Raw genomic sequence first — 24288 nt, forward strand, 5'->3', positions numbered from 1 at the left:
CCTGTCGTTAGAGAAAAGGGTAGTAAAATGAACGGTGTGTCACAGCGGCTACCCGCCTAGCTGATCGTAATCGCCGTCGCGGTAGCCGACTAAAAAGGTTTTATCGCCAACTTCTAAGAGCGGCCGCTTAAGCAGCGTGGGATGTTGAATAATGAGCTGGCGTGCTGACGTATCCAGCGAGTCTTTCTCCTCTTGAGAAAGATCGCGCCAGGTTTTACTGCGCTTGTTGACGGCATCAACCAGCGCGACGCCTTCTAAAATATGTTCAAGTAGGCCCGCCGAAAGGCCATCTTTGCGCAAGTCGTAGGTTTTGAACGCAATGCCTTTCTCTTCCAATGCTTTGCGCGCCTTGCGGCAGGTATCACAAGTATCGATGATGTAAAGCGTCAGCATATGACCTCCTTTGAATGACCCATTATGCAGCGAGTGCTTAGCGGCCACTACTCAGTAACGACATGTCCGCCATGTTTCATCAATCACGTTTAATCAGCCACGTTCAATCAATTGGCGAATTCGCTGGGCCGCTTCAAGCGTGGGCGCTAACTCGGCGACCAGCGCTAATCGCAAACGGCCGGCGCCGGGGTTTTTGCCACTTCTGCCGGTGCGGCCCATTAAACTGCCGGGCAAAACGCTTACGTGCTGCTCAGCAAATAGGCGTTGGGTAAAGGCAATGTCGTCACCGCCCGGTACCGCAGGCCATAGGTAAAAACTAGCCTCCGGCGCTGGAAAGTCCATTACGGGTGCGAGTACATCGGTGACGGCGCTAAACTTTTCGCGATAGGCGTCGCGATTCGCGCGCACGTGCTGCTCATCCTGCCAGGCGGCGATAGAGGCATGTTGCAGCGGTAGCGACATGGCGCAGCCGTGATAGGTACGGTAGCGCTTAAAGGGCGTCAGTAATGCCGCATCGCCCGCCACAAAGCCTGAACGCAGCCCTGGCAAGTTGGAACGCTTGGAGAGCGAGTGGAAAACGACACAGCGGCGATAATCGTCGCGCCCCAGCTCTGCGCAGGCTTGCAGTAGCCCCGGCGGCGGGGCGGCTTCGTCAAGATAAAGCTCTGAATAGCACTCATCGGAGGCAATAATAAAATCATGCTCATCAGCCAGCGCAATCAGTTGCTTGAACTCATCAAGGGGCGTAACCGCACCGGTAGGGTTGCCCGGCGAGCAGATAAAGACGATCTGCACCTCGCGCCACGTGGCGGCGGGCACCGCACTAATGTCAGATCGAAAGCCATTCTCAGCGGTGCAGTCTAGATAAAGCGGCTCGCCGCCGGCAAGTAGCGTCGCGCCTTCGTAAATCTGATAAAACGGATTGGGTACGGCAACCTTGGCCGGGCGGGTGCGATCCAGCGCCGCCTGAACAAAGGCGAAGATGGCTTCTCGCGTGCCGTTAACCGGCACTACGTGGCGCTCGCTATCCAGCTCGCGCAGTTTAAAGCGCTGGCTTGCCCAGGCGGCGATGGTTTGGCGCAGAGCAGGCAGGCCGTTAGTGGCCGGATAGCGGGCCATTTCTAGCTGATGCGCCACCATGGCTTCAAGCGCTGCGGGATAGGGCGCGTGCTGAGGTTCGCCAATGGTCAGCGAGATAGGTGCGAGTTCTACTGGCGGAGTGAGCGCCGCCTTGAGCGCGGCCAGCTTTTCAAACGGGTAGGGATGCAGGGCGTCGAGGTCGGCGTTCATGATGTGTCCGTTAATGGCTTGGCTGGCGTAAACCGACAATTATAGGCAAGCCTCGGTGTAGGCTCAAACCTAACCGGGCTTGCGATGAGACTTAAACGCCCAGTACCTCAATCAAACGTTCGCGCAGCTGCTGCTGGCGCTCGGGGTCGGTTAACGGTTCGCCAGCCTTCGTGGTAATGAAAAATACGTCTTCTACGCGCTCGCCTAGCGTGGCAATTTTTGCCGCGGAAAGCGCGATGTCCTGCTCCATGAAAATACGCCCTACTCGGGCCAGCAGGCCTGGGCGGTCGGGGGCCGTTAACTCTAATAGAGTGCGCTCGTTGGCCGGGTCTTGCTCAATAATGACCTCTGTGGGCACCCTGAAATGCTTGAGTTGGCGCGGGGTATGGCGAGTAACAATATTGGGATAGTCGTCAGGATCATCAAGCTCTTCGACTAAGTGCTGGCGCATCTCCTCGATGTACGCAGGATCGCGGATCGGCTGGCTGTGGCTGTCGAGGACGATAAAGGTGTTTAGCGTCCAGTCATTATGCGAGGTGGCAATGCGCGCATCGTGGATCGATAGGCCGAGCTGCTCCATCGCGGCCGCGGTGGCGGCAAATAAATCATCCACCGAGCGGGTGTGGATAAATACCTTGGTGCCGCCTTCGGCCATGTCTGCCGTGGGCGCGCTAATCAGCACCAGCGGTAGCGGCGACTGGTTGTGATTAAGTATGCCCTGAGTTTGCCAGACGATTTCACTTGGCGCGTACTGTAAAAAGTAATCTTCCCCCAGCGAATCCCAAAGCTGGTCAATTTGCCCACGATTCACGCCAACGGTTTGTAGCAGCGAGCGCGCTTCTGTTTTCGTCTCGCGTACCCAGTCGTCCCGGTCCGGTGGGTTATTCAGGCCGCGGCGCAGGGCGCGTTTTGTTTCGGCGTGAAGTTGGCGCAGTAGCGATGCACGCCAGCCGTTCCACAGCGTAGGGTTGGTGGCATTGATGTCGGCGACGGTGAGCACATACAGGTAGTCTAGGCGGATCTCATTGCGCACGATGAGAGCGAAGTCACGAATCACATCAGGATCGCTAATGTCGCGTTTTTGTGCCGTCATCGACATCAGCAGATGGTGCTCGACAAGCCAGCTAACAAGGTTGGTGTCATGCAGCGATACATGGTGCTTTTGGCAAAAATGCTCCACGTCGCGAGCGCCGATTTCTGAGTGATCGCCGCCACGGCCCTTGCCGATGTCATGGAACAGGCCGGCAATCCACAGCAGCTCTAGCTTTGGCAGCTGCGGCATTAGCGCAGCCGCTACCGGGAAGTCGCCTTTGGCGTCCGATTTACGAAAGCCGTGCAGAAACTTAAGCAGCCGCAGGGTGTGAGCATCGACGGTATAGATATGAAACAGATCGTGCTGCATGAGGCCCACCGCGCGGCCAAATTCAGGCAGATACTTGCCTAAAATGCCGTAGCGGTTCATGCGGCGCAGCTGGCGTGGCACGTTGCCAGGGGCGCGCATAATGGCCATGAATAGCCGCTGGTGGCGAGGCTCGTCGCGATAGTGGTCGTCAATTTGGTGGCGGTGGTCACGAATTAGCCGGATCGTGTCCGCGCGCACCCCTTCAATCTCTGGGTGTTGGGCCATGAGCAGAAACAGTTCCAGCATGGCCGCGGGCGTTTCGCGAAATAGAGTGCGCGAGCGCGCTTGAATGTAACCGCCTTTGGTCTCAAAGCGCTCGTTGAGTTTGACGGTCTCCAGGGCCTCTTTGCCGCGCAGAATGACCTCGTCAAAATGCTGTAGCAGCATGTCGTTAAGGCCTGCGAGCGCGGTGACATGCCGGTAGTAGCGTTTCATGAATTGCTCAACCGCCAGGCGTTCAGGCGTGTCGCGAAAGCCAAACATTTCAGCAATGGTGCGCTGGTGATCAAACAGCAGGCGGTCTTCAGCGCGGTCGGTGAGCATGTGCAGGGCGTAGCGCACCTGCCATAAAAACGCCTGGCCCTGACTTAGAATGCGCAGCTCGGCATCGTTCATAAACCCTTTGGCAACGATGTCCGTGTACTGCTCGGTGTCAAAATGGCGCTTAGCAACCCAGCCGATCATTTGGATGTCGCGCAGGCCGCCGGGGGAGCTTTTAAGATTGGGCTCCAGGTGATACTCAGAGTTGTTGTAGCGGTAATGGCGGGATATTTGCTCCTGCCATTTAGCCTCGAAAAAGCGGTCGGCGGGCCAAATATTGTTGGCGCTTAGGCGCTGGTGCATGGCGACCCGCAGGCTTTCAGGTCCAGCGATGAGGCGCGATTCGAGCAGGTTGGTAATCACCGTCACATCGGCTTCGGCTTCTCGTTCGCAGTCATTGAGCGAGCGCACGCTATGGCCAATTTCAAGGCCGATATCCCATAAGAAGGTGATAAACGCGGTGAGCGGTTCGCGGTAAGCGGTGTCATCGTCCTGCTCCAGCAGTAGCAGCAGGTCGATGTCCGAGTGAGGATGAAGCTCGCCTCGGCCGTAGCCACCCACTGCGACCAGTGCGACACCGTCATCGGGCCACGCTTGCAGTGCCCAGGCGATTGCCAATAGTTGGTCTAGATACCAGGCGCGGCCACGCACCAAGTCGCGAATGTCCGCACCGGCGCGAAACTGGTCGTCTAGGCGCGCCTGCAGCTCGCGCAGGGCCGCCTTAAACGGGGCAATTGGGGAGCGCGAGCCTGCAAGCTCGGCGCGAAAGGCTTGCAGGTCGTAAAGCGAGGTGTCCGGTTCGAACCGGTAGTGGTGTAGGAGCATCAGTTGGGCAAAAAGCTGAAGTCTTCTTCGCTACGTGCGGTCAGCACCTCAACGCCAGACTCAGTGACCAGCAGCGTATGTTCCCACTGGGCAGAAAGGCTGCGGTCTTTGGTGACGGCCGTCCAGCCATCGCGCAGTACCTTGGTTTTGTAGCCACCAACATTGATCATCGGCTCGATCGTGAAGCACATGCCCGCCGCCAGTTTAATATCGGCATCCGGCGCGTAGCCATCGTAGTGTAAAAACTGCGGCTCTTCGTGAAACTCGGCACCCAGGCCGTGACCGCAGAAATCGCGGACTACCGAATAGCCGTTCTCTTCAGCGTGCTTTTGAATCACCCGCGCGAGTTCAGAAAGGCGCGCGCCGGGTTTTACTAATTCGATGCTTTTATACAGGCACTCTTGAGTGATACGGCTTAGCCGCTCGCCCTGAATATTTTCACCGATGATGAACATAACGCTGGAGTCACCGTGATAACCCGCAGGGGTTTTAACGGTGATATCCAGGTTCATGATGTCGCCTTTTTTCAGCGTTTTGGCATCGTCGGGAATGCCGTGGCACACCACGTGATTCAGCGAGGTGCAGGTCGCCTTGGGAAAGCCATGATAGTTCAGCGGCGCCGGGATCGAGCCCAGTTCGTTAACAATGTATGCGTGGCAAAGGCGGTCGATCTCGCCGGTGCTGATGCCCGCCTGCACATAAGGGGTGATCATTTCGATGACGCTGACCGCTTGGCGTCCGGCTTCGCGCATGTGTTCGATTTCAGAAGGCGTCTTGATAGGAACGTTCATGAATACTCGATTTGAATGTAAATGGGGCAAATAGGATGGCGCAATTTAAAACCGTCAAACGGGGCGCGACTTCATCTTGGCGATGATCTATGGTATAAAGCCGCGCGCTTTCCTGCAATCGTGATTCCGAGCTTCTTTATTGGCTGGGTGCACGTTGAAGGGCGGGGCAATGAATATGCAGTGTGCCACGAAGCGGCGCGTTGCTTGCTTAATCACTAAAAACGTCAAGCCTTAAAAACACACATGCACCGGCACATGGTCCCGGGTGCCGCTGGCAGCGTCTAACGCGGTCAACGGTCGGATCCATGGGGTGCGTGGAGGCCTAACCCGAGTTTGAGGAGTTTTACCATGTCTCACGTCAATATGCGTGACCTGCTTAAAGCAGGCGCTCACTTCGGTCACCAGACTAAGTACTGGAATCCGAAAATGAGCAAATTTATCTTCGGCGCGCGCAACAAGATTCACATCATCAACCTTGAGCACACTCTGCCGGCACTGAATGAAGCGGTTGATGTGGTTGAGAAGATGGCGGCATCCAACAACAAAATTTTGTTTGTTGGCACCAAGCGCAGCGCTAGCAAGGTAATTAAAGAAGAAGCAAACCGCAGTGGCCAGCCGTTCGTCAACCATCGCTGGTTGGGCGGCATGCTGACTAACTTCAAGACCATTCGCCAGTCGATTAAGCGCCTGCGTGAGCTTGAAGCAATGCGCGAAGACGGTACGTTCGAGAAGCTGACCAAGAAAGAAGTCTTGATGGCGACTCGCGAGCAAGAAAAACTTGAGCGTTCTATCGGCGGCATCAAGAACATGGGCGGCCTTCCGGACGCGCTGTTCGTCATCGACGTTGACCATGAGCGTATTGCGATCAACGAAGCCAACAAGCTTGGCATCCCGGTCATCGGCGTGGTGGATACTAACTCCAACCCCGATGGCGTTGATTACGTGATCCCAGGCAACGATGACTCTATCCGCGCTATCCAGATCTACGTTAAAGCGATTGCGGATGCGTGTGGTCGTGCCAAAGAAAGCAATGCTCAAGAGTTTGTTGAAGTGACCGAAGAGGCCGCTGCAGCTGAAGACAACACGGCAGCTGAGTAATAGCCGCTGTGGATGCGCTGATTTAGCCGCATCGTGATGAAGGGGGCTATGCCCCCTTTGTCGCGCTACAGATGAATAATCTGAGCAAGTCGAATTTGCCAGCTCATCGAAGCCGGCCTCGTAATGCAGAGTGATACATGATGGTCATCTATGTTGGCTATACTCGCCTGTGTTGCGTCTAACTCTCATAGCACTATTTTCAAGTGCTACTTCAATAGCACTATTTCAGAGGTGAATTCTCATGGCAGCTATTAGCGCCTCTCAGGTCAAGGAACTTCGCGAACGTACCGGTCTCGGCATGATGGAGTGTAAAAAAGCACTCACCGAAACCGACGGCGATATCGACGTTGCAATCGAAAACCTGCGCAAAAATTCAGGCCTTAAGGCCGCGAAGAAAGCCGATCGTATCGCCGCAGAAGGTGTGGTGGTTACGCGCGTAGCGGAAGACGGTAGCTACGGTGTAATGGTCGAAATCAACTCCGAGACTGACTTTGTTGCACGTGATGACAACTTCATTTCGTTTGCTGACAAAATCGTTGGTGGTTTCTTCGCTGCTAAAAATGAAGATGTCGCTGCGGTCATGGCGGGCGATCTGGAGACTGCACGTGAGCAGTTGGTTCAGAAAATCGGCGAGAATATCGGCGTGCGTCGTGCCGTCGTTGTTAACGCTGTAGGCGGTGGCTTGGTCGGCGAATACGTCCACGGTGGCCGTATTGGTGTTCTGACTGTATTGACTGGCGGTACCGCTGCTGTGGCGAAAGATGTTGCGATGCACGTGGCCGCCATCAATCCTGCGGTTGCGCTGCCTGCTGACATGCCCCAAGAACAGCTTGATCAAGAAAAAGCTATTATCCTGGCGCAGCCGGATATGGCCGGTAAGCCGGAGCAGATTGCTGAGAAAATGGTGCAGGGTCGCTTGAAAAAGTACCTGGCCGAAAACAGCCTGACCGAGCAGCCGTTTGTTAAAGATCCTAACCAGACCGTTGCTGAGTTCGTTAAAGCAGCGGGCGGCGAAGTCGTGAGCTTTACGCGCTTTGAAGTGGGTGAAGGTATCGAGAAAGAAGAAGTCGATTTTGCTAAAGAAGTTATGGAACAGGCTGGCCGTCGCTAGGGTCAGAGGTTTCAAGAAGAAGATGGCGTGCGCGCGAGCGCACGCCTTTGCGTATCCGGCCCTTGTAATTGGTTCTAGTGCAACGGATGGTTGTACAAATCAGGGCTACCCCGCCTGCTTGTATTCAGGCCTGCCTCAGGAGAGATGCCATGTCACGTGATGTTCAAGAGCCGACCCCTTACGTCGCACCCAGCAAAGGCAACGCTGAGAGCTCGAAGTCAAAATACAAACGTATTTTGCTCAAGCTTTCGGGTGAAGCGCTGATGGGTGAACACGATTTTGGTATTGACCCTAAGGTGCTTGACCGCCTAGCGCTGGAAATCGGTCAGCTGGTGGGTATTGGCGTGCAAGTGGGTATCGTGATTGGCGGCGGTAACTTGTTCCGCGGCGCCGCACTCAGCGAGGCCGGTATGGATCGCGTGACTGGCGACCATATGGGGATGCTGGCCACCGTCATGAATGCGCTGGCCATGCGTGACGCTCTAGAGCGTTCTAATATTCGCTCGCGTGTTATGTCGGCTATTCCGATGAGCGGCGTGGTTGAGCACTACGATCGACGCACTGCTATTCGTTACTTAACCTCCGGCGACGTTGTGCTTTTCTCAGCGGGAACGGGTAACCCCTTCTTTACCACTGATTCTGCTGCCTGTTTGCGCGGCATTGAAGTGGACGCTGACGTGGTGATCAAGGCGACCAAAGTTGATGGCGTCTACAATAAAGATCCGGTAAAACATCCGGATGCTGTTAAGTATGACCAGCTTTCTTACGACGACGCTCTAGATCAAAAGCTAGGCGTTATGGATTTGACCGCTATCTGCCTGGTACGTGACCATAATATGCCGGTGCGGGTGTTTGACATGAATAAACCTGGTGCCCTGCTGAATATGGTGGTGGGGGGCAAGGAAGGCACGCTGATATATAGAGGGTAATGACGTGATCAACGATATTAAGAAAGACGCCGAATCGCGCATGAAGAAAAGCGTTGATGCGCTGAATAGTAACTTCAATAAAATCCGTACCGGGCGCGCTCATCCGAGTATTTTGGACGCGGTCACCGTTGACTATTACGGTAGCCAGGTGCCGCTGGGCCAAGTAGCCTCTGTGAACGTTGAAGATGCTCGCACGCTGAGCATTGCGCCATGGGAACAGGGCATGGTGCAGAAGATCGAGAAGGCCATCATGACGTCTGATCTTGGCCTTAACCCGGCCAGCGCGGGTAACGTCATTCGCGTTCCGATGCCGATGCTGACGGAAGAAACCCGCAAGGTTTACATTAAGCAGGCGCGCAGCGAAGCAGAGAATGCCCGCGTTGCCGTGCGCAACGTGCGTCGTGATGCCAACGGTGACTTTAAGTCGCTGTTAAAAGAGAAAGACATTACCGAAGACGATCAGCGTCAAGGTGAAGATGAGGTTCAGAAGCTGACCGACAAATATATCGCTGAAGTCGATAAAGCGTTGGCCGCCAAAGAACAGGATCTGATGCAGGTATAATTCTGTGTTTTATTCAACGACGGGCAGCGTTAGCTGCCCGTTTTTCCACGCTTTGTCGGGTGTTTTATGACTGATTTTTGGTGCGAGAACCCATGACGTCACCGCAGTTTCCCAAAAAACAGCCGGACGATGCCAGCGCTCTTTCCCTAGATGGGGAGGCTATGCCGTCCCATGTTGCCATCATTATGGATGGTAATAACCGCTGGGCGCGTGCGCGCGGGCTTTCTGGCGTGCGTGGGCACCGCGCAGGGGTTGAAGCGGTTCGCGCGGTGATTCAGCGTGCTGCTGAGCGTGAGGTAAAAACGCTTAGCCTATTCGCTTTCTCCAGCGAAAATTGGAAACGCCCAGCGGCAGAGGTTAACGCGCTGATGGAGCTGTTTTTAATGGCGCTCAAGCGTGAAGTCAAAAAGCTCAACGAGCGCAATGTCCGGCTGTCGATTATTGGCGAAGAGCGTGGTTTTTCCCACGCTATCCAAAAGCATATCCAGCGTGCTGAGGCGCTAACCGCGCACAACACGGGTATGCATTTAGTGATTGCCGCCAACTATGGTGGGCAGTGGGAGATCGCCCGCGCGGCACGCACTTTAGCCGAGCAGGTCGCCGCCGGTGACTTAGCGCCTTCCGCCATCGATGAAGATTGTTTCGATGCAGCGATGGGCAGCGAGCGGGTGCCGCCGGTCGATCTGTGCATACGGACGAGCGGAGAGCAGCGGCTATCAAATTTCATGCTTTGGCAGCTTGCTTACGCTGAGCTGCACTTTTCACCTCTGTTATGGCCTGATTTCGGCGCAGACGCTTTTGATCTGGCGTTAAACGACTTCTGTCAGCGGCGTCGTCGCTTTGGTATGACAGACGAACAAATTGAGGCGCAAGGTGCTTAAACAGCGGATTATCACCGCAGCTTGGTTAGCGCCTCTGACGCTAATCGGCCTGTTCGGATTACAAGGCGGTGCGTTTGCGCTGTTTACAGCCTTGATGGTTCTGCTTGGCGCTTGGGAGTGGACCAACTTAGCCGGCGTTACTCGACAGCGCATCCGCTTACAGCTGGTCGCCGCTATGGCTTTACTGATGGCAATTATGTGGCTTAGCGGTGCGGTATTTGCCGTTTGGCCGCTATGGCTAGCCGCAGTGGGCTGGTTAGCAAATCTTTACTGGGTCGTACGCTACCCGGCAGCGGGGACGCAGTGGCAAACCACCACGCGCCGCTTAGCGATGGGTTTATGGGTGCTGCTGCCGTGCTGGGTAGGCTTTAACGTGCTGCGTGATAGCGGCGCGATTTGGCTGTTGTTCGTGATGCTGCTGGTCTGGACCGCCGATATCGGTGCTTATTTTGCCGGCCGTCGGTGGGGTAAGCGTAAGCTTGCGCCTCGCGTTAGCCCCGGTAAGTCCTGGGAAGGCGTTATTGGAGGGCTGGTGGCAACCTCTCTGCTGGCGCTAGCGTTTGCCATTTGGCAGCCGCTGGGCCTAGCAGGAGGAATAGCGCTGATCATAATTACCGCCTTGGTTACTTTGATTTCCGTGCTGGGTGATTTGTTAGAAAGCATGTTGAAGCGATATCGCAATATTAAGGATTCCAGCCAGCTGCTGCCTGGTCACGGCGGAGTTTTAGACCGTATTGATAGCCTGACAGCCGCCATTCCGCTGTTTGCGCTGCTGTATCTCGAAGTTTTGCTCTCAATGCTTGCCTCGTCCCTGGGTCAAGGGCCGCCGCTATGATTCAGTCAGCTAAGCCATCATCGTTGCAACGAGTCACGGTGCTAGGCTCAACGGGCTCTGTGGGTACGAGCACGCTGGACGTGATTGCCCGCCACCCCGAGCGCTATGCGGTTCATGCGTTAACTGCGCACACCTCAAAAGAAGCGTTGCTCGCTCAGTGTTTGATACATCGACCCGCGGTCGCCGTGCTGGATAGCGACGCTGATGCTGCGTGGCTACGTCGTGAACTTAAGCAAGCTGGGCAGCCAGTCGATGTCAGTGCCGGCCCGCAGGCGCTATGTGACGTTGCTCGAGATGCCAGTGTCGACTGTGTTATGGCCGCCATTGTGGGCGCCGCAGGGTTGCTGCCAGCACTGGCGGCGGCGGAGGCAGGTAAGCGAGTGCTGCTAGCCAATAAAGAGGCACTGGTCATGAGCGGCGCGCTGTTTATGGACGCTGTTTCCCGTTCGGGCGCAACGCTATTGCCAATTGATTCCGAACATAATGCCATCTATCAGTGTCTACCCGTGGAGCACCGCGGTGGGTTGGCACAACACGGCATTACCCAGCTTATGTTGACGGCCTCTGGAGGGCCGTTTCGCACCTGGCGTCAGGCCGACATCGATAGCGCAACGCCAGAGCAGGCCTGTGCCCATCCTAATTGGTCAATGGGGCGCAAGATTTCCGTCGACAGCGCAACGTTGATGAATAAAGGGTTAGAGCTGATTGAAGCCTGCTGGTTATTTGATGCAACGCCTGAGCAAATCCAGGTGGTGGTTCACCCGCAAAGCGTGATTCACTCCATGGTGGCGTATCATGACGGGTCAGTGATTGCCCAGCTGGGTAATCCAGATATGCGCACGCCTATTGCCTACGGGCTTGCTTGGCCTGAGCGGATTAACGCAGGTGTTGAAACTCTTGATCTTTTTCAGGTGGCACGGCTCGATTTTGAAGCCCCTGACGAAGCGCGTTTTCCCTGTTTAGGCCTTGCTCGCGCAGCGATGCAGCAAGGCGGCTTGGCGCCGACCGTATTAAATGCAGCGAACGAAATAGCGGTTGAGGCATTTTTACAGCGTCGGCTGGGCTTTTCGGCGATTGGGCAGTTGGTAGAAGAAATTCTTTCGCGCCCCTCTGAAGGTCGCGTTGATAGTGTGGAAAGCGTATTGGCAGCCGACCAGTGGGCGCGACATCAGGCGATTGAGCTGGTAACAAAGTGGTCCGCTTAAGCATCCGCTGAGCTGGTCGTTAAGAGCGGGGCGTTAAGGAGTGCAGTGTGGGCCTGATACAAAATATTTTAGCGGTCATTGTGGTGCTGGGCCTGTTAGTGACGTTTCACGAATTTGGTCATTTCTGGGTGGCGCGGCGCTGCGGGGTCAAAGTGCTGCGCTTTTCAGTAGGCTTTGGTAAGCCTTTATGGTCACGGGTTGATCGTCAGGGCACTGAGTACGCCATCGCGGCGATTCCGCTTGGCGGCTATGTCAAAATGCTTGATGAGCGCGAAGCGCCGGTTCCCGACGATCAGCTTGACCAAGCGTTTAACCGCAAGACAGTTTGGCAACGCATTGCTATTGTGGCAGCGGGCCCTATTGCTAATTTTTTGCTAGCGATCGTTGCGTACTGGGCACTGTTTGTGGCCGGCACTACGGTCGTGTCGCCCATGGTGGGCAACGTTATTCCAAACTCCCCTGCAGAGCAGGCGGGGCTTGCGCGGGGCTATGAAATTGTCGCTGTCCAGGGCGATGAAATGCGCTCTTGGGAAGATGTTAATCTAAAGCTGGTGTCTATCATTGGCTTTAACGGCGAGTTGAGTATTGATGCACGGCCCGAAGGGGCGAGCGATTCCCAGCGCTACGTTTTGCCGGTGACCGATTATTTAGTGCGTCAGGATCCACCGCAGCCGTTGGAAACGCTGGGTATCACGCCGTGGCAGCCAGAGTTTCCGGCTATTTTAGGCCAGATAGTGAGTGGCGAGGCCGCCGAGCAGGCGGGTCTTATGGCTGGCGATACCATGGTGGCGATTAATGGCGAGCCGGTGGATGATTGGATGCACTTCGTCAATATCGTGCGGGGAAGTCCTGGTGAAACGCTGCAACTCACCTACGAGCGCAGTGGCGAACGGTCGAACATAGATTTAACCCCAGGGCGTAACAGCTTGGATACGGGGATTGAAATTGGTTATATAGGTGCAGGTGCGCAGCAAGTTGAATGGCCTGCTGAGTTTCAGCGTGAGATCCGCTATGGCCCTATTGAAGCGGTTGGACAGGCGTTTTCGCGCACTGGCGAAATGACGCTATTAACCGTTGATGCCATACGTAAAATGTTGGTGGGGCTTATTTCGCCCTCCAATTTATCCGGGCCGATTACCATTGCGCAGGTGTCTGGGGATTCAGCGCGTGCGGGGGTAGAAGCGTTTGTTGGCTTTCTAGCGTATCTTTCTATCAGTCTTGGGGTGCTTAATTTACTACCGATCCCCGTGCTTGATGGTGGCCATTTGCTTTATTATTTCATGGAGGTCGTGCGTGGACGGCCAGTATCTGAAAAAACACAAGCCGTAGGATTGCGCATTGGGCTTGCCATGGTCGGCACCCTGATGTTGATGGCCCTCTATTTTGATCTGATGCGCCTGTGGTAATGACGCGTGTAGCGCGCAGGATGCCTTGGCATCTGCCTGCACAAATGTATATGGTGCCTGTCTGGAATGATGGGCAGACCAACGCGAGCGAATTGACTGCATGAAAATCAAGACCCTTGGAATGGCGGCACTTTTGCTGGCAGGCGCCAGCGGCGCCCAAGCACAATCCTTTGATGTTTCAGACATTCGAGTGGAAGGACTACAGCGGGTATCTGCCGCCTCGGTCTTCAATGCATTCCCCGTCAGTGCCAACGAGCGCGTCAGCGAGGCCCAGTTGGCCGACGCTGCGCGTGATTTGTTTGCAACGGGACTTTTTGACGATGTCTCTTTGGCACGAGAGGGGGATGTGCTCGTTATTCAGGTGGTTGAGCGCCCAACCATTGCACGGCTACAGATCAACGGCAACGATCAGATATCTGAAGACGATCTGCGCAATGGCTTACGCCAGTCGGGTCTTTCTGAGGGGCAGGTGCTAGAGCTTTCTACGCTAGAAGAAATTCAGCGCGAGCTGGAAGGCGTTTATCAGTCTCAGGGGCGCTACAGCGCCAGCATTGATACCGAGGTTGAGGAAGTTGATGAGGGTCGCGTTCAGGTCAATATCAACATCAATGAAGGCGAAATAGCTAAAATTAGCCAGATCAATATTATTGGTAATGAAGCCTTTGATGACGAAACGCTGCGCCAAGTATTTGAGCTAGACGATCGGCCGGGCCGGTTTTTTGGCTGGTTCTCTAGCGACGAGTACTCCCGCGAAGCACTGTCGGGCGATATTGAGCGCCTGCGTTCATATTACCTGGATCGCGGCTATGTCAACTTTGACGTTACCTCGACTCAGGTGTCTATTGGCCCTGAAAAGTCGGAAATTTTCATCACCTTAAACGTTGATGAAGGTCAACAGTATCGCGTTGGCGATATTCGTTTTGCGGGTGATTTGCAAATCAGTGAAAACGAAGCCCGTCAGCTGCTCACCGTTGAGGAAGGTGAGATTTTCTCGCGTGGCGATGTCAATGCCTCCACGGAAGCACTGCGCCAGCGGCTGGGTGCGGAAGGATTTGCCTTTGCGGACATTCAGGGCGTACCGGAAATATCGGATGATGGTGAGACGGTCGATTTGGTCATCGCCGTTAATTCTGGTGAGCGTGCCTATGTGCGCCGTATTGAGTTCTTCGGCAATACCACCACGCAGGACGAAGTGCTGCGTCGCGAAATGATTCAGCTAGAAGGCGCGCCTGCCTCAACCGATGCCATCACCCAATCACGTCAGCGTCTAGAGCGACTGGGTTTCTTTAGCCAAGTAGAAGTGGATACGCAGCCGGTCCCTGGCGAGCCGGATCTGCTGGATGTTACTTATAACGTTGAAGAGCAGCCTTCCGGCTCGGTGTCTGCCAGCGTTGGTTTTTCTCAGAGTGCTGGCGTTATCTACGGCGTAGGCCTATCGCAGAATAACTTCCTAGGCACGGGTAACCGCGTCAACGTGGGCGCTCAGCGCAGCGATACCTTTACCAGCGTCAACTTTGGTTTCACCGACCCGTATTGGACGCTTGATGGGATTTCTCGCGGTTACAATGTTTTCTACCGCGAAACTGACTACGCCGATTCCGATATTTCTACGTTCTCGACGGATGCCTACGGTGCAGGTATTAACTTCGGCTATCCCGTCAGCGAGCTATCGCGGCTAAACTTTGGCGCCAGTCTTGAAGATCTAACGGTCAAAACTTACTTTGATACGGCCTCTGAAATTCGCCGCTATGTGGAAGAGGAGGGTGAGGACGCGCAAAGTCTGAAGCTGACGGCCAGCTGGACACGTAACAACCTTAACCGCGGTATCATGCCGACGGATGGTAATTACCAGCGTCTTTCAGTAGAAACCGGCGTGCCGGGCAGCGATGCGGAATACTATAAGCTGCGTGCGCGGGCCCAGCAGCTTTTCCCGATTAATGCTGATGAGTCCTTCGCGTTCAAATTTACCGGCAACGTCGGCTATGCTGATACGCTAGGCAGCAACGATCCGTTCCCCTTCTATGAGAACTTCTACGCTGGTGGCCTAGGCTCGGTGCGTGGTTATACCTCTAATACGCTAGGGCAGCGCACGACACCAGCGAATGAAGGCGGTCGTAATCGTACCTTAGGCGGTAACGTGTCAATTGAAGGCAGCGCCGAGATCATTTTCCCACTGCCCTTTATTGAAGATCAGCGCGCACTGCAAACATCGCTGTTCTTAGATGGTGGTAATACCTTCCTGAGTTCTTGCTACGATGTGCTTGACGAAGATGCCGGTCGTCAACAGTGTAACTCGGGCGTTGATTTAGGCGATCTGCGCTACAGCACAGGTATTGGTCTTTCTTGGCTGACACCGGTGGGCCCGCTAACGTTTAGTGTTGCTCGGCCATTGAACGAGGAGAGCGGTGACGATACACAGTTCTTCCAGTTCTCGTTGGGACAAACGTTCTAAGAGCTGGCTGTTCTAAAGGCTAGTAGTTTGAAGGGCTAATCGTTCTAAAGTGCAGTCGTTCTAATTTTGCTAGGCCGCGTGCCATGGTGGCGCGCGCTAGCATGACCTAAGGAGTTAACACAATGCGGAGACTGACAGCGGTTGTATGCTTGTTGGGCGCGATGATTTTACCTGCTCATGCGGCGGAAGTGGCCGTGCTGGATTGGCGAGCAGCGTTAATGAATACCCAGTCTGCTCAAGCGTCGCTGAGCAGTTTGGAAGGTCAAATCGGCAGCCAGCAGCGGGAAGCGCAGTCTCTTGGCAATGAGCTGCAGCAGATGCAGCAGCGCTTGCAAAACGAAGGTGAAACAATGGGGCAGTCCCAGCGTGAGTCGCTGATAGGCGAATTGCAGCAAAAGGGCAGCCGTTTTGAGCAGCTTCGTCAAGAAGTGATGCAGGCGCAGCAGCGTTCTGAACAGCAGTTTTTAGAAAGCGCTGAATCTAAGCTGGAGCAAGCCGTAGAGCAAGTGCTGGAACGTCACGGCATAGACGTACTGGTTGAGCCACAGGGCGTACTGCACTCCGGCGTTGATTTGCCTAATCTGACCGACGAAGTCACTCAGATTTTTGATGGCTTGAACTAAATTTAAACGATGCTTGGTGTGGCCGGGCCACACCAACGTTTCTCTGGGTTCCCATGACGCACGCTTCTCATCACCTTACTCTTGCAGACGTTGCTCGCCACTTAGGCGTTGCCTTTAAGGGCAATGCTGAGCAGCCTATACGTGGTCTTGCGACGCTAAAAGAAGCGCAGCCGGATCAAGTAGCTTTTTTGGCGAACCGTGCCTATCTAAAAGATTTGGCGACGACCCAGGCGGCGGCGGTGTTACTACACCCCGAGCATGGCAAAGACTGCCCCGTGCCGCGTCTGGAAATCGATAACCCGTATTTAGGCTATGCAAAGCTCTCTCAGCTGTTTGATCCGTTGCCGCCGCGCGACGTGATCGGTATTCATCCGACGGCGGTGGTAGCCGATGACGTCCAGCTAGGTGCCGATGTCTCTGTCCAGGCTCACGCAGTCGTGGAAGCAGGAGTGGTGCTCGGTAACCGCGTCGTTATTGGGGCCGGCAGTATGGTCGGCGCCGATAGCCAGCTCGGTGAAGGGACGCGCTTACACGCCAACGTTACCGTCTGCCATGGCGTCATTGTCGGTAAAAACGTGATCCTGCAAAGTGGCTGTGTTATCGGCGGCGATGGGTTTGGCTTTGCTCACGATGGTGCCGGCTGGCATAAGATTGTTCAGCTGGGTGGCGTTGTGCTGGGTGATGATGTGGAAGTCGGCAGCTGCTCGAGCATTGATCGTGGCGCGCTGGGTGATACGGTGATCGGCAATGACGTTAAAATCGATAGCCAGGTGCAAATTGCCCATAACGTTATTATTGGCGACCATAGTGCATTGGCGGGCTGTGTAGGTATTGCTGGCTCAACGAAAGTCGGCAAGCACTGCATGCTAGGCGGCGGCGTCGGGCTATCCGGCCATCTGACCATTTGTGATGGCGTTCAGGTGACGGGTATGAGTCTGGTAACGAACTCTATTCATGAGCCCGGTGTCTACTCTTCGGGCACTGGCGCCATGGCCAATAACCAGTGGCGGAAAAACGCGGTGCGCTTTAAGCAGCTTGATGATATCGCCAGGCGTTTAGCAAGATTGGAAAAAAAGCAGTGAGATTAACCAGTGCTAAATGATTTTATCCGCCATTAGCTTGAGGCTAGATAGCAGCGGGGTATAATCCACAGCCTTTTCACCAGCCGGCGTGCTGGTATTTACCTGACTCCCCTCAGGTGTTCCAGGTTTTTGTCATTTTAGAGGTCGCTACGATGGTTATGGATATCAATGAAATTCGCGAATACTTGCCCCACCGCTATCCGTTTTTGCTGGTGGATCGAGTAACGGAATTGACCATCGGTGAGTCCATCGTTGCGTACAAGAACGTTAGTATCAATGAGCCGTTTTTCAACGGACATTTTCCGCACCACCCGATTATGCCCGGCGTGCTGGTTATCGAAGCGCTGGCTCAAGTTTGTGGCATTCTTGGCTTTAAAACGGTTAATAAACTGCCGGCCGATGGCTACGTCTATTATCTAGTAGGCACCGATAAAGTACGCTTCAAGCGCCCGGTGATGCCTGGCGACAAGCTCACGTTAGAAGCTAACGTTATCAAAGGTAAACGCGGTATTTGGAAGTTCGCCTGCCGCGCTTCTGTTGATGGCGAACTCGCCTGCGAAGCGGAAATCATTTGTGCCGAGAGGAAGGTTGCTTGATACATCCTACTGCCTTGGTCGACCCAGCGGCGCGTCTAGCCGATGACGTTGAGGTGGGTCCTTTTAGTGTTATTGGCCCAGACGTCACTATCGGCGCAGGCTCTATCATTGGCCCTCATGTAGTGGTTAAAGGCCCCTCTACGCTGGGCGAGCGTACGCGTATCTTTCAGTTCGCCTCCGTAGGCGAAGACTGTCAGGATAAAAAATACGCAGGCGAGCCAACGCGGCTGGTGATGGGCGACGATAACGTCATCCGCGAAGGCGTCACGCTACATCGCGGAACGGTTCAGGATCGCAGCGAAACCACGATTGGTTCGCGCAATTTATTTATGGCCTATGTGCACGTAGGGCATGATTGCGTTATTGGTAATGACTGCATCTTGGCCAACCAGGTCACCTTGGCGGGTCATGTCACCGTCGGCGACCACGTTATCCTAGGTGGCTTGTCGGCAGTGCATCAGTTCTGCCACTTTGGCGATTATGCCATGGCGGGCGGCGGCTCGATTATTACCAAAGACACGCCCGCGTATATCATGATTAACGGTAATCCTGCTGAAGCACGTGGCCTTAATCTCGTCGGTTTGAAGCGGCGAGGCTTTAGCCGCGATGCCATCAGCGCGTTAACTTCTTCCTACAAGATGGTTTATCGACAGGGCTTGACGATAGAGCAAGCGCTTACTGAGATGCACAGCCGTTTTGACTTGCCTGAGGTGAAGCACTTTGCCGCCTCAATTGAGCGATCGACACGCGGCATCACCCGCTAGCCCATGCGAATCATTTTATGACCCTGCAACGCGTTTATCTCGTGGCCGGGGAACTCTCCGGCGATATTCTGGGCGCTGGGTTGATGCGCGAGCTGAAGGCGCGTCATCCGGGCGTTGAGTTTCGTGGTATCGGCGGGCCACGCATGCAGGTTGAGGGTATGGAAAGTCGTTTTCCATTAGAGACCCTGTCAGTCATGGGTCTGGTTGAAGTTCTAAAGCATCTGCCTGAACTGATTCGTGTGCGGCGTACCTTAAAAGCCGAAGCGCTGGCCTGGCAGCCGGATATTATGCTGGGCATAGACGCACCTGATTTCAACTTGGGGCTAGAAAGACAGCTCCGCGAGGCAGGTATTACGACCGCCCATTACGTCAGCCCTTCCGTTTGGGCGTGGCGTCAGGGCAGAGTGAAAGGCATCGCCAAATCGGTCGACGGCATGCTGACTCTGCTGCCCTTTGAAGCTGCTTTTTATCGAGCCCATCGAGTCCCCGTCGTGTTTGTTGGCCACCCGCTGGCCGACGAGCTACCGCTTGAAAATGATCGTGATGCCACGCGCCGTGAACTCCACTTGCCTGCTGACGCGCCGGTGCTGGCTCTGTTGCCGGGCTCGCGCGCTAACGAAGTGCGTTTTTTAGGCGCTACTTTTTTGGCCGCTGCCGAGCAGCTTTGCCAGCAACACCCCGCGCTGCACGTTGTTATCCCCGCCGCTACGCCTGATCGACGTCGTGAAATAAGCGCACTACTTGCCGACTATCCACGGCTTGCAGAATGCACCAGTCTGCTAGATGGGCAAGCCCGTGAGGCCATGGTAGCGAGCGACATTGTGTTGCTCGCCTCCGGTACGGCCGCGCTTGAAGCGATGCTGTGCCATCGGGCAATGCTGGTCGCTTACAAAATGGCGCCGGCGACGCACTGGCTGGCGAAGCGGCTGGTGAAAACGCAGTGGGTGTCACTGCCGAACCTGATCGCGCAAGAAACGCTGGTGCCTGAACTGATTCAGGAGGCCGCTTCGCCTGAGGCGATTGCGGGCCAGCTCAGCGCTATGCTGATCGACGAATCGAGCCGTTACGCGCTTGAAGAACGCTTTGCTGAGATACATGCCACGCTGCAGCGCGACGCTAGCCGGCGTGCGGCTGAAGCGCTCGGCGCATTGGCAGCAGGGCAGCCATGGGAGGACGCTTATGACGATTAAGTACGCCGACTATCCGCCCCTAGAGATTGCCTATATCGGCCAGCGGCTTGCCGGGGTAGATGAAGTAGGGCGTGGGCCGCTGATCGGCAGCGTCGTGGCCGCTGCGGTCATTCTGGATCCTGCACAGCCGATTGAAGGCCTGACGGACTCTAAAAAATTAAGTGCGCGTCGCCGTGAAGCGTTGGACGAGCAGATTCGCGCGCGGGCAATAGCGTTTGCGATAGCAGAGGCCAGTGCCGCCGAGGTGGACGCGCTGAATATCTATCACGCCACTCACTTAGCCATGCGACGAGCCATTGATGCGCTGGCGCCTTCGGCCGAGTACCTGCTCGTCGACGGTAATAAGTTGCCTGGCCACCGGTTACCCGGACAAGCCGTGGTCAAAGGCGATGCTCGCCATGCGGCTATCGCCGCGGCATCAATTTTGGCTAAAGTGTTGCGCGATGCACAGATGGTGGCGCTGGATATGCGCTATCCTGAGTATGGCTTTGCTCGCCACAAAGGCTATCCCACAAAAGAGCACCTAGCGGCACTGTCTGCGCATGGGCCTTTACCCGAACATCGACGCAGTTTTGCGCCCGTTCAGCGTCAGCTATCAACGATCAACATGCCCTAGCGCTGCTGTAAGCTTATTTCTTTATTTGCCGAGAATGTTATGAATTTGTTGAGGGTGTTATGACGTTAGCGAGAGTCTCATGACGGTACCGTTTGTTCATCTGCGTTTGCACAGTGAGTACTCCCTGGTTGACGGCTTGGTTAAGCTCAAATCGTTGGTCAGTACCACCGCTGAACGGGCGATGCCGGCGCTGGCCCTGACCGATGAAACCAATTTATTTGGCCTGGTAAAGTTCTATAAAGCGGCCCAAGGAGCGGGTTTAAAGCCCGTGATTGGCAGCGATTTATGGCTCCAAAATCCGCACGACGAATCGCATCCTTACCGCATAACGTTGCTGGCGATGAACGACGTTGGCTATCGCAATCTTACCGAACTGATCTCTAAAGGCTGGACTCATGGCCAGCGCCAGGGGCGCGCCATTCTCGACAAACAGTGGGTGATGGAGCAGAACGAGGGATTAATTGCGCTCTCCGGTGCTCGCGAGGGCGAAATTGGCCGCCACCTGCTATCTGATCACGAGCAGGACGCGCGCGCGCTGCTGAAAGAATGGCAGGCGGCCTTTCCTGAGCGTTTTTATCTAGAGCTAGTGCGCACCGGGCGCCCCTTGGAAGAGGCTTGCGTTCACGCCAGCGTCAAGCTAGCCATTGAAACCGGTACGCCGGTGGTCGCCACCAACGACGTGCGCTTTCTTGAACGCGGCGATTTTTGGGCCCACGAAACCCGGGTGGCGATTGGCGAGGGCAAGGCTCTGGATGACCCGCGCCGCGAGCGTCGCTATACCGAAGAGCAGTACCTGAAAAGCCCCGATGAGATGGCGGCGCTGTTCTCCGATATCCCCGAAGCGTTAGAAAATAGCGTGATGATTGCCGAACGCTGCAGCGTAAACGTGCGGCTTGGCGAGATTTTCCTGCCCGAGTTCGAAATTCCCGAGGGCATGACGCAGGACGAGTTTTTCCGCAAGGTTTCCCACGACGGCCTGACGGATCGTTTGGATTTCTTATTTCCCGCTGAGCGCTATCCTCGCGAGAGTGACGAATATAAAGCGATCAATCAGCGCTATCGCGATCGGCTTGAATTTGAGCTGAACGTTATTATTCAGATGGGCTTTCCCGGCTACTTTCTGATCGTTATGGACTTTATCCAGTGGGCGAAGGATAACAATGTGCCGGTAGGGCCAGGGCGTGGTTCGGGTGCAGGTTCGCTGGTTGCCTATGCTCAAAAGATTACCGACCTAGACCCGATTGGTTACGACCTGCTGTTCGAGCGCTTTTTGAATCCTGAGCGTGTTTCCATGCCCGACTTTGACGTCGATTTCTGCATGGAAAAACGCGACAAGGTCATCGAGTACGTAGCCGAGCGCTACGGGCGTAACGCGGTATCGCAGATTGTTACCTTCGGCACCATGGCGGCGAAAGCCGTGGTGCGCGATGTTGCTCGCGCTCAGGGCCGGCCTTATTCGCTGGGCGACAAGCTCTCCAAGCTGATCCCTTTTGAAGTCGGCATGACGCTGTCAAAAGCGATTGAGCAAGAGCCAGCGCTTAAAGAGTTTATCGGCAGCGACGAAGACGCCGGAGAGATCTGGGAAATGGCGCTCAAACTAGAGGGCACCACGCGGGGTACCGGTAAGCATGCGGGCGGGGTGGTTATTGCCCCGACCAAACTGACCGACTTCTCACCGCTGTTATGCGATGAAGATGGTTCAGGCTTGATGGTGCAGTTCGATAAAAACGATATTGAAGAAGCGGGCCTGGTCAAATTCGACTTCCTGGGTTTGCGTACGCTGACAATTATCGACTGGGCGCTGGAGATGGTCGATAAAGTGCGCGACGTTAATGGCCAGGGGGCGCTGAATATCGACAGCATCCCGCTGGACGATGCGCCGACCTTTGAAATGCTCAAACGCGCCGAAACCACCGCGGTGTTCCAGCTCGAATCTCGCGGTATGAAGGAGCTGATTAAGCGCCTGCTGCCTGACTCGCTAGACGACATGATTGCCCTGGTGGCACTGTTCCGCCCCGGCCCGCTGCAGTCGGGCATGGTCGATGACTTTATCAACCGTAAGCACGGCCGGGCCGAAGTGTCTTATCCACACCCGGACTACCAGCATGAACTGCTTAAGCCGGTGCTGGCGCCTACCTACGGCATCATTCTTTACCAAGAGCAGGTCATGCAGATCGCTCAGGTGATGGCCGGCTACAGCCTCGGCCAGGCCGATATGCTGCGGCGCGCCATGGGTAAGAAAAAGCCCGAAGAGATGGCTAAACAGCGCGACGGCTTTATGGATGGCTGTGCCGCCAACGGTATTGATAAAAATCTGGCCGGTAATATTTTTGATTTGGTGGAAAAATTCGCCGGCTACGGTTTTAACAAGTCGCACTCGGCTGCTTATGCGTTAGTTTCTTATCAAACCGCATGGCTGAAAGCCCACTATCCGGGTCCCTTTATGGCGGCCGTGATGTCCACAGAAATGGACAATCTGGACAAAGTGGTGCCGCTGATTGAAGAGTGTCGCAACCTAAAACTCACGGTGACGCCCCCGGATGTCAACGTGGGTGGCTACAAGTTCACGGTGGATACGGACGCTCGGGTTGTGTATGGCCTAGGCGCGATCCGAGGTGTGGGCGAAGGGCCTATTGGTGCCATTGTTGATGCCCGCAAGGCAGACGGCCCGTTTAAGGATATCTTCGACTTTTGCCGGCGTATGGATCCTAAGCGGATGAATAAGCGCACCTTAGAGGCGCTGATTCGCTCTGGTGCACTCGATACGATAGGCCCTAATCGTGCGGTGCTGTTCGCGGCGATGGAAGACGCGCTAAAAGCCGCTGCGCAGAATCATACCAATCAGAATCTGGGTATGCTGGACATGTTTGGCGATGCCTTTATTGAGGCTGACGATAGCGAAAGCAACGTTTACGCCGAGTATCTCAGTGCTCGGGAGTGGACCGATCGTGAGCGGCTATCGGGGGAAAAAGATACTCTGGGGTTGTACCTAACCGGCCACCCGATTGACGAGTATGAGCGTGAGTTAAAGCGCTTTGTTTCCACTCGCATCAGCGATTTAAAACCCTCTCGCGATCCGCAGCGCGTGGCAGGGTTGGTGGTTGGCGTGCGCACGATGAAGTCCAAGCGTGGTGATACCATGGCGTTTATTACCTTGGATGACCGCACTGGACGCATTGAAGCCTCGCTGTTTGGCGAGCTGTTCGAGCAGCTGCGCGGCCAGATTGAGTCTGATCAAGTGTTAATCGTTGAAGGCGAAGTCTCCAGCGATGAATTTTCCGGCGGTTTGCGCCTGCGCGGTAAAGACGTCACGCCCATGGTGACGGCGCGGATTCGCTATGGCCAGGCGGTAGAACTTGCCTTAGACGCTGAGCAAATCAACGGCCGTTTAGTTGATAGCCTGCGTGATAGCCTTACGCCATACCGTGATGAAACGGGGCTGCCCGTGCGCTTGCAGTACCGCCATCCGGCAGCGGTGGCTTGGCTTGAGCTTGGCGATGAGTGGAAAGTCTCGCCTAGCGACGATTTATTGCTAGCGCTGCGAGATGTGCAGGGCCAGGCGGGTGTCCAACTTCGCTACCGCTAGCAAGGCGACAACGGAGCCTTCACCTTGCGTGGCAGAACCAGGGTGCGATAATGCTCATATTCTCTCATTATTTATCCATGCTTATTTTGATCAGGCTTCTTACAGGTAGCG

20 protein-coding genes are annotated in these 24288 nt (G+C 55.2%); 16 read left to right on the forward strand and 4 right to left on the reverse strand.

The genetic code is table 11. From position 1 onward, the window contains the following. Nucleotides 1-48: 48 nt before the first annotated feature. The 4 genes from KUO20_RS02005 to map all read right to left on the reverse strand — a co-directional run bounded on the left by KUO20_RS02005 (nucleotide 49) and on the right by map (nucleotide 5241). Nucleotides 49-393 (reverse strand): Spx/MgsR family RNA polymerase-binding regulatory protein, encoded by a 345-nt coding sequence (locus KUO20_RS02005; RefSeq protein ID WP_235041246.1) that lies wholly within the window; start codon nucleotides 391-393, stop codon nucleotides 49-51. A 93-nt stretch (nucleotides 394-486) separates the two neighbouring features. Then, nucleotides 487-1683, reverse strand: coding sequence for a succinyldiaminopimelate transaminase (dapC, locus tag KUO20_RS02010; RefSeq protein WP_235041247.1), 1197 nt, complete (start codon nucleotides 1681-1683; stop codon nucleotides 487-489). Between the two features lie 91 nt (nucleotides 1684-1774). After that, nucleotides 1775-4450: a [protein-PII] uridylyltransferase gene (locus KUO20_RS02015; protein ID WP_235041248.1), complete on the reverse strand. Its 2676-nt coding sequence runs from the start codon at nucleotides 4448-4450 to the stop codon at nucleotides 1775-1777. Further along, complete coding sequence (gene map, locus KUO20_RS02020) at nucleotides 4450-5241, reverse strand: type I methionyl aminopeptidase (RefSeq protein WP_235041249.1); 792 nt, start codon at nucleotides 5239-5241, stop codon at nucleotides 4450-4452. Before map ends, KUO20_RS02015 begins: the two co-directional genes overlap by 1 nt. 348 nt (nucleotides 5242-5589) lie before the next feature. Between map and rpsB the strand changes: the two genes are divergently transcribed. The 16 genes from rpsB to dnaE all read left to right on the forward strand — a co-directional run bounded on the left by rpsB (nucleotide 5590) and on the right by dnaE (nucleotide 24177). After that, nucleotides 5590-6339, forward strand: a complete 750-nt coding sequence (rpsB, locus tag KUO20_RS02025) for a 30S ribosomal protein S2 (protein WP_235041250.1) — start codon at nucleotides 5590-5592, stop codon at nucleotides 6337-6339. 241 nt (nucleotides 6340-6580) lie between these two features. Beyond that, complete coding sequence (gene tsf / locus KUO20_RS02030) at nucleotides 6581-7450, forward strand: translation elongation factor Ts (protein ID WP_235041251.1); 870 nt, start codon at nucleotides 6581-6583, stop codon at nucleotides 7448-7450. A gap of 149 nt (nucleotides 7451-7599) precedes the next feature. Next, nucleotides 7600-8379, forward strand: a complete 780-nt coding sequence (gene pyrH, locus KUO20_RS02035; RefSeq protein WP_096282177.1) for a UMP kinase — start codon at nucleotides 7600-7602, stop codon at nucleotides 8377-8379. 4 nt (nucleotides 8380-8383) lie between these two features. After that, nucleotides 8384-8941, forward strand: a complete 558-nt coding sequence (gene frr / locus KUO20_RS02040) for a ribosome recycling factor (RefSeq protein WP_235041252.1) — start codon at nucleotides 8384-8386, stop codon at nucleotides 8939-8941. Nucleotides 8942-9033: 92 nt separating this feature from the next. Further along, on the forward strand, nucleotides 9034-9822 hold the full coding sequence (gene uppS / locus KUO20_RS02045) for a polyprenyl diphosphate synthase (protein WP_235041253.1): 789 nt from the start codon (nucleotides 9034-9036) through the stop codon (nucleotides 9820-9822). Beyond that, complete coding sequence (locus KUO20_RS02050) at nucleotides 9815-10657, forward strand: phosphatidate cytidylyltransferase (RefSeq protein ID WP_235041254.1); 843 nt, start codon at nucleotides 9815-9817, stop codon at nucleotides 10655-10657. Before uppS ends, KUO20_RS02050 begins: the two co-directional genes overlap by 8 nt. Beyond that, nucleotides 10654-11862, forward strand: coding sequence for a 1-deoxy-D-xylulose-5-phosphate reductoisomerase (ispC, locus tag KUO20_RS02055; RefSeq protein WP_235041255.1), 1209 nt, complete (start codon nucleotides 10654-10656; stop codon nucleotides 11860-11862). The genes KUO20_RS02050 and ispC overlap by 4 nt, the downstream gene beginning before the upstream one ends. A 47-nt stretch (nucleotides 11863-11909) precedes the next feature. Continuing rightward, nucleotides 11910-13268 carry an RIP metalloprotease RseP gene (rseP, locus tag KUO20_RS02060; protein WP_235041256.1) on the forward strand — a complete coding sequence of 453 codons (1359 nt, stop codon included), beginning with the start codon at nucleotides 11910-11912 and terminating at the stop codon, nucleotides 13266-13268. A gap of 100 nt (nucleotides 13269-13368) precedes the next feature. Then, complete coding sequence (gene bamA / locus KUO20_RS02065; protein WP_422823097.1) at nucleotides 13369-15720, forward strand: outer membrane protein assembly factor BamA; 2352 nt, start codon at nucleotides 13369-13371, stop codon at nucleotides 15718-15720. A gap of 122 nt (nucleotides 15721-15842) precedes the next feature. Beyond that, a complete protein-coding gene (locus tag KUO20_RS02070) occupies nucleotides 15843-16343 on the forward strand; it encodes an OmpH/Skp family outer membrane protein (RefSeq protein WP_235041257.1) in 501 nt (166 codons plus the stop codon). A gap of 53 nt (nucleotides 16344-16396) precedes the next feature. After that, nucleotides 16397-17425, forward strand: coding sequence for a UDP-3-O-(3-hydroxymyristoyl)glucosamine N-acyltransferase (gene lpxD / locus KUO20_RS02075; protein ID WP_235041258.1), 1029 nt, complete (start codon nucleotides 16397-16399; stop codon nucleotides 17423-17425). Between the two features lie 152 nt (nucleotides 17426-17577). Further along, a complete protein-coding gene (fabZ, locus tag KUO20_RS02080; RefSeq protein WP_235041259.1) occupies nucleotides 17578-18021 on the forward strand; it encodes a 3-hydroxyacyl-ACP dehydratase FabZ in 444 nt (147 codons plus the stop codon). Next, complete coding sequence (lpxA, locus tag KUO20_RS02085) at nucleotides 18018-18785, forward strand: acyl-ACP--UDP-N-acetylglucosamine O-acyltransferase (protein WP_235041260.1); 768 nt, start codon at nucleotides 18018-18020, stop codon at nucleotides 18783-18785. Before fabZ ends, lpxA begins: the two co-directional genes overlap by 4 nt. 17 nt (nucleotides 18786-18802) lie before the next feature. After that, nucleotides 18803-19975, forward strand: coding sequence for a lipid-A-disaccharide synthase (gene lpxB, locus KUO20_RS02090; RefSeq protein WP_235041261.1), 1173 nt, complete (start codon nucleotides 18803-18805; stop codon nucleotides 19973-19975). Next, the gene (gene rnhB / locus KUO20_RS02095) at nucleotides 19965-20591 is read left to right on the forward strand and encodes a ribonuclease HII (protein ID WP_235041262.1); all 627 of its coding nucleotides are present in this window, start codon (nucleotides 19965-19967) and stop codon (nucleotides 20589-20591) included. The genes lpxB and rnhB overlap by 11 nt, the downstream gene beginning before the upstream one ends. 79 nt (nucleotides 20592-20670) lie before the next feature. Further along, nucleotides 20671-24177, forward strand: a complete 3507-nt coding sequence (dnaE, locus tag KUO20_RS02100) for a DNA polymerase III subunit alpha (RefSeq protein ID WP_235041263.1) — start codon at nucleotides 20671-20673, stop codon at nucleotides 24175-24177. Nucleotides 24178-24288 lie beyond the last annotated feature (111 nt).

This window comes from Vreelandella profundi (assembly GCF_019722725.1).
GTDB lineage: Bacteria > Pseudomonadota > Gammaproteobacteria > Pseudomonadales > Halomonadaceae > Vreelandella > Vreelandella profundi.

Coding starts and splice junctions, on each gene's coding strand:
- bamA (WP_422823097.1), top strand. CDS start 13,369: ATGAAAATCAAGACCCTTGGAATGGCGGCACTTTTGCTGGCAGGCGCC.
- tsf (WP_235041251.1), top strand. CDS start 6,581: ATGGCAGCTATTAGCGCCTCTCAGGTCAAGGAACTTCGCGAACGTACC.
- lpxD (WP_235041258.1), top strand. CDS start 16,397: ATGACGCACGCTTCTCATCACCTTACTCTTGCAGACGTTGCTCGCCAC.
- KUO20_RS02005 (WP_235041246.1), bottom strand. CDS start 393: ATGCTGACGCTTTACATCATCGATACTTGTGATACCTGCCGCAAGGCG.
- pyrH (WP_096282177.1), top strand. CDS start 7,600: ATGTCACGTGATGTTCAAGAGCCGACCCCTTACGTCGCACCCAGCAAA.
- rpsB (WP_235041250.1), top strand. CDS start 5,590: ATGTCTCACGTCAATATGCGTGACCTGCTTAAAGCAGGCGCTCACTTC.
- ispC (WP_235041255.1), top strand. CDS start 10,654: ATGATTCAGTCAGCTAAGCCATCATCGTTGCAACGAGTCACGGTGCTA.
- uppS (WP_235041253.1), top strand. CDS start 9,034: ATGACGTCACCGCAGTTTCCCAAAAAACAGCCGGACGATGCCAGCGCT.
- KUO20_RS02070 (WP_235041257.1), top strand. CDS start 15,843: ATGCGGAGACTGACAGCGGTTGTATGCTTGTTGGGCGCGATGATTTTA.
- rnhB (WP_235041262.1), top strand. CDS start 19,965: ATGACGATTAAGTACGCCGACTATCCGCCCCTAGAGATTGCCTATATC.
- map (WP_235041249.1), bottom strand. CDS start 5,241: ATGAACGTTCCTATCAAGACGCCTTCTGAAATCGAACACATGCGCGAA.
- dapC (WP_235041247.1), bottom strand. CDS start 1,683: ATGAACGCCGACCTCGACGCCCTGCATCCCTACCCGTTTGAAAAGCTG.
- lpxB (WP_235041261.1), top strand. CDS start 18,803: ATGACCCTGCAACGCGTTTATCTCGTGGCCGGGGAACTCTCCGGCGAT.
- KUO20_RS02015 (WP_235041248.1), bottom strand. CDS start 4,450: ATGCTCCTACACCACTACCGGTTCGAACCGGACACCTCGCTTTACGAC.
- fabZ (WP_235041259.1), top strand. CDS start 17,578: ATGGTTATGGATATCAATGAAATTCGCGAATACTTGCCCCACCGCTAT.
- dnaE (WP_235041263.1), top strand. CDS start 20,671: ATGACGGTACCGTTTGTTCATCTGCGTTTGCACAGTGAGTACTCCCTG.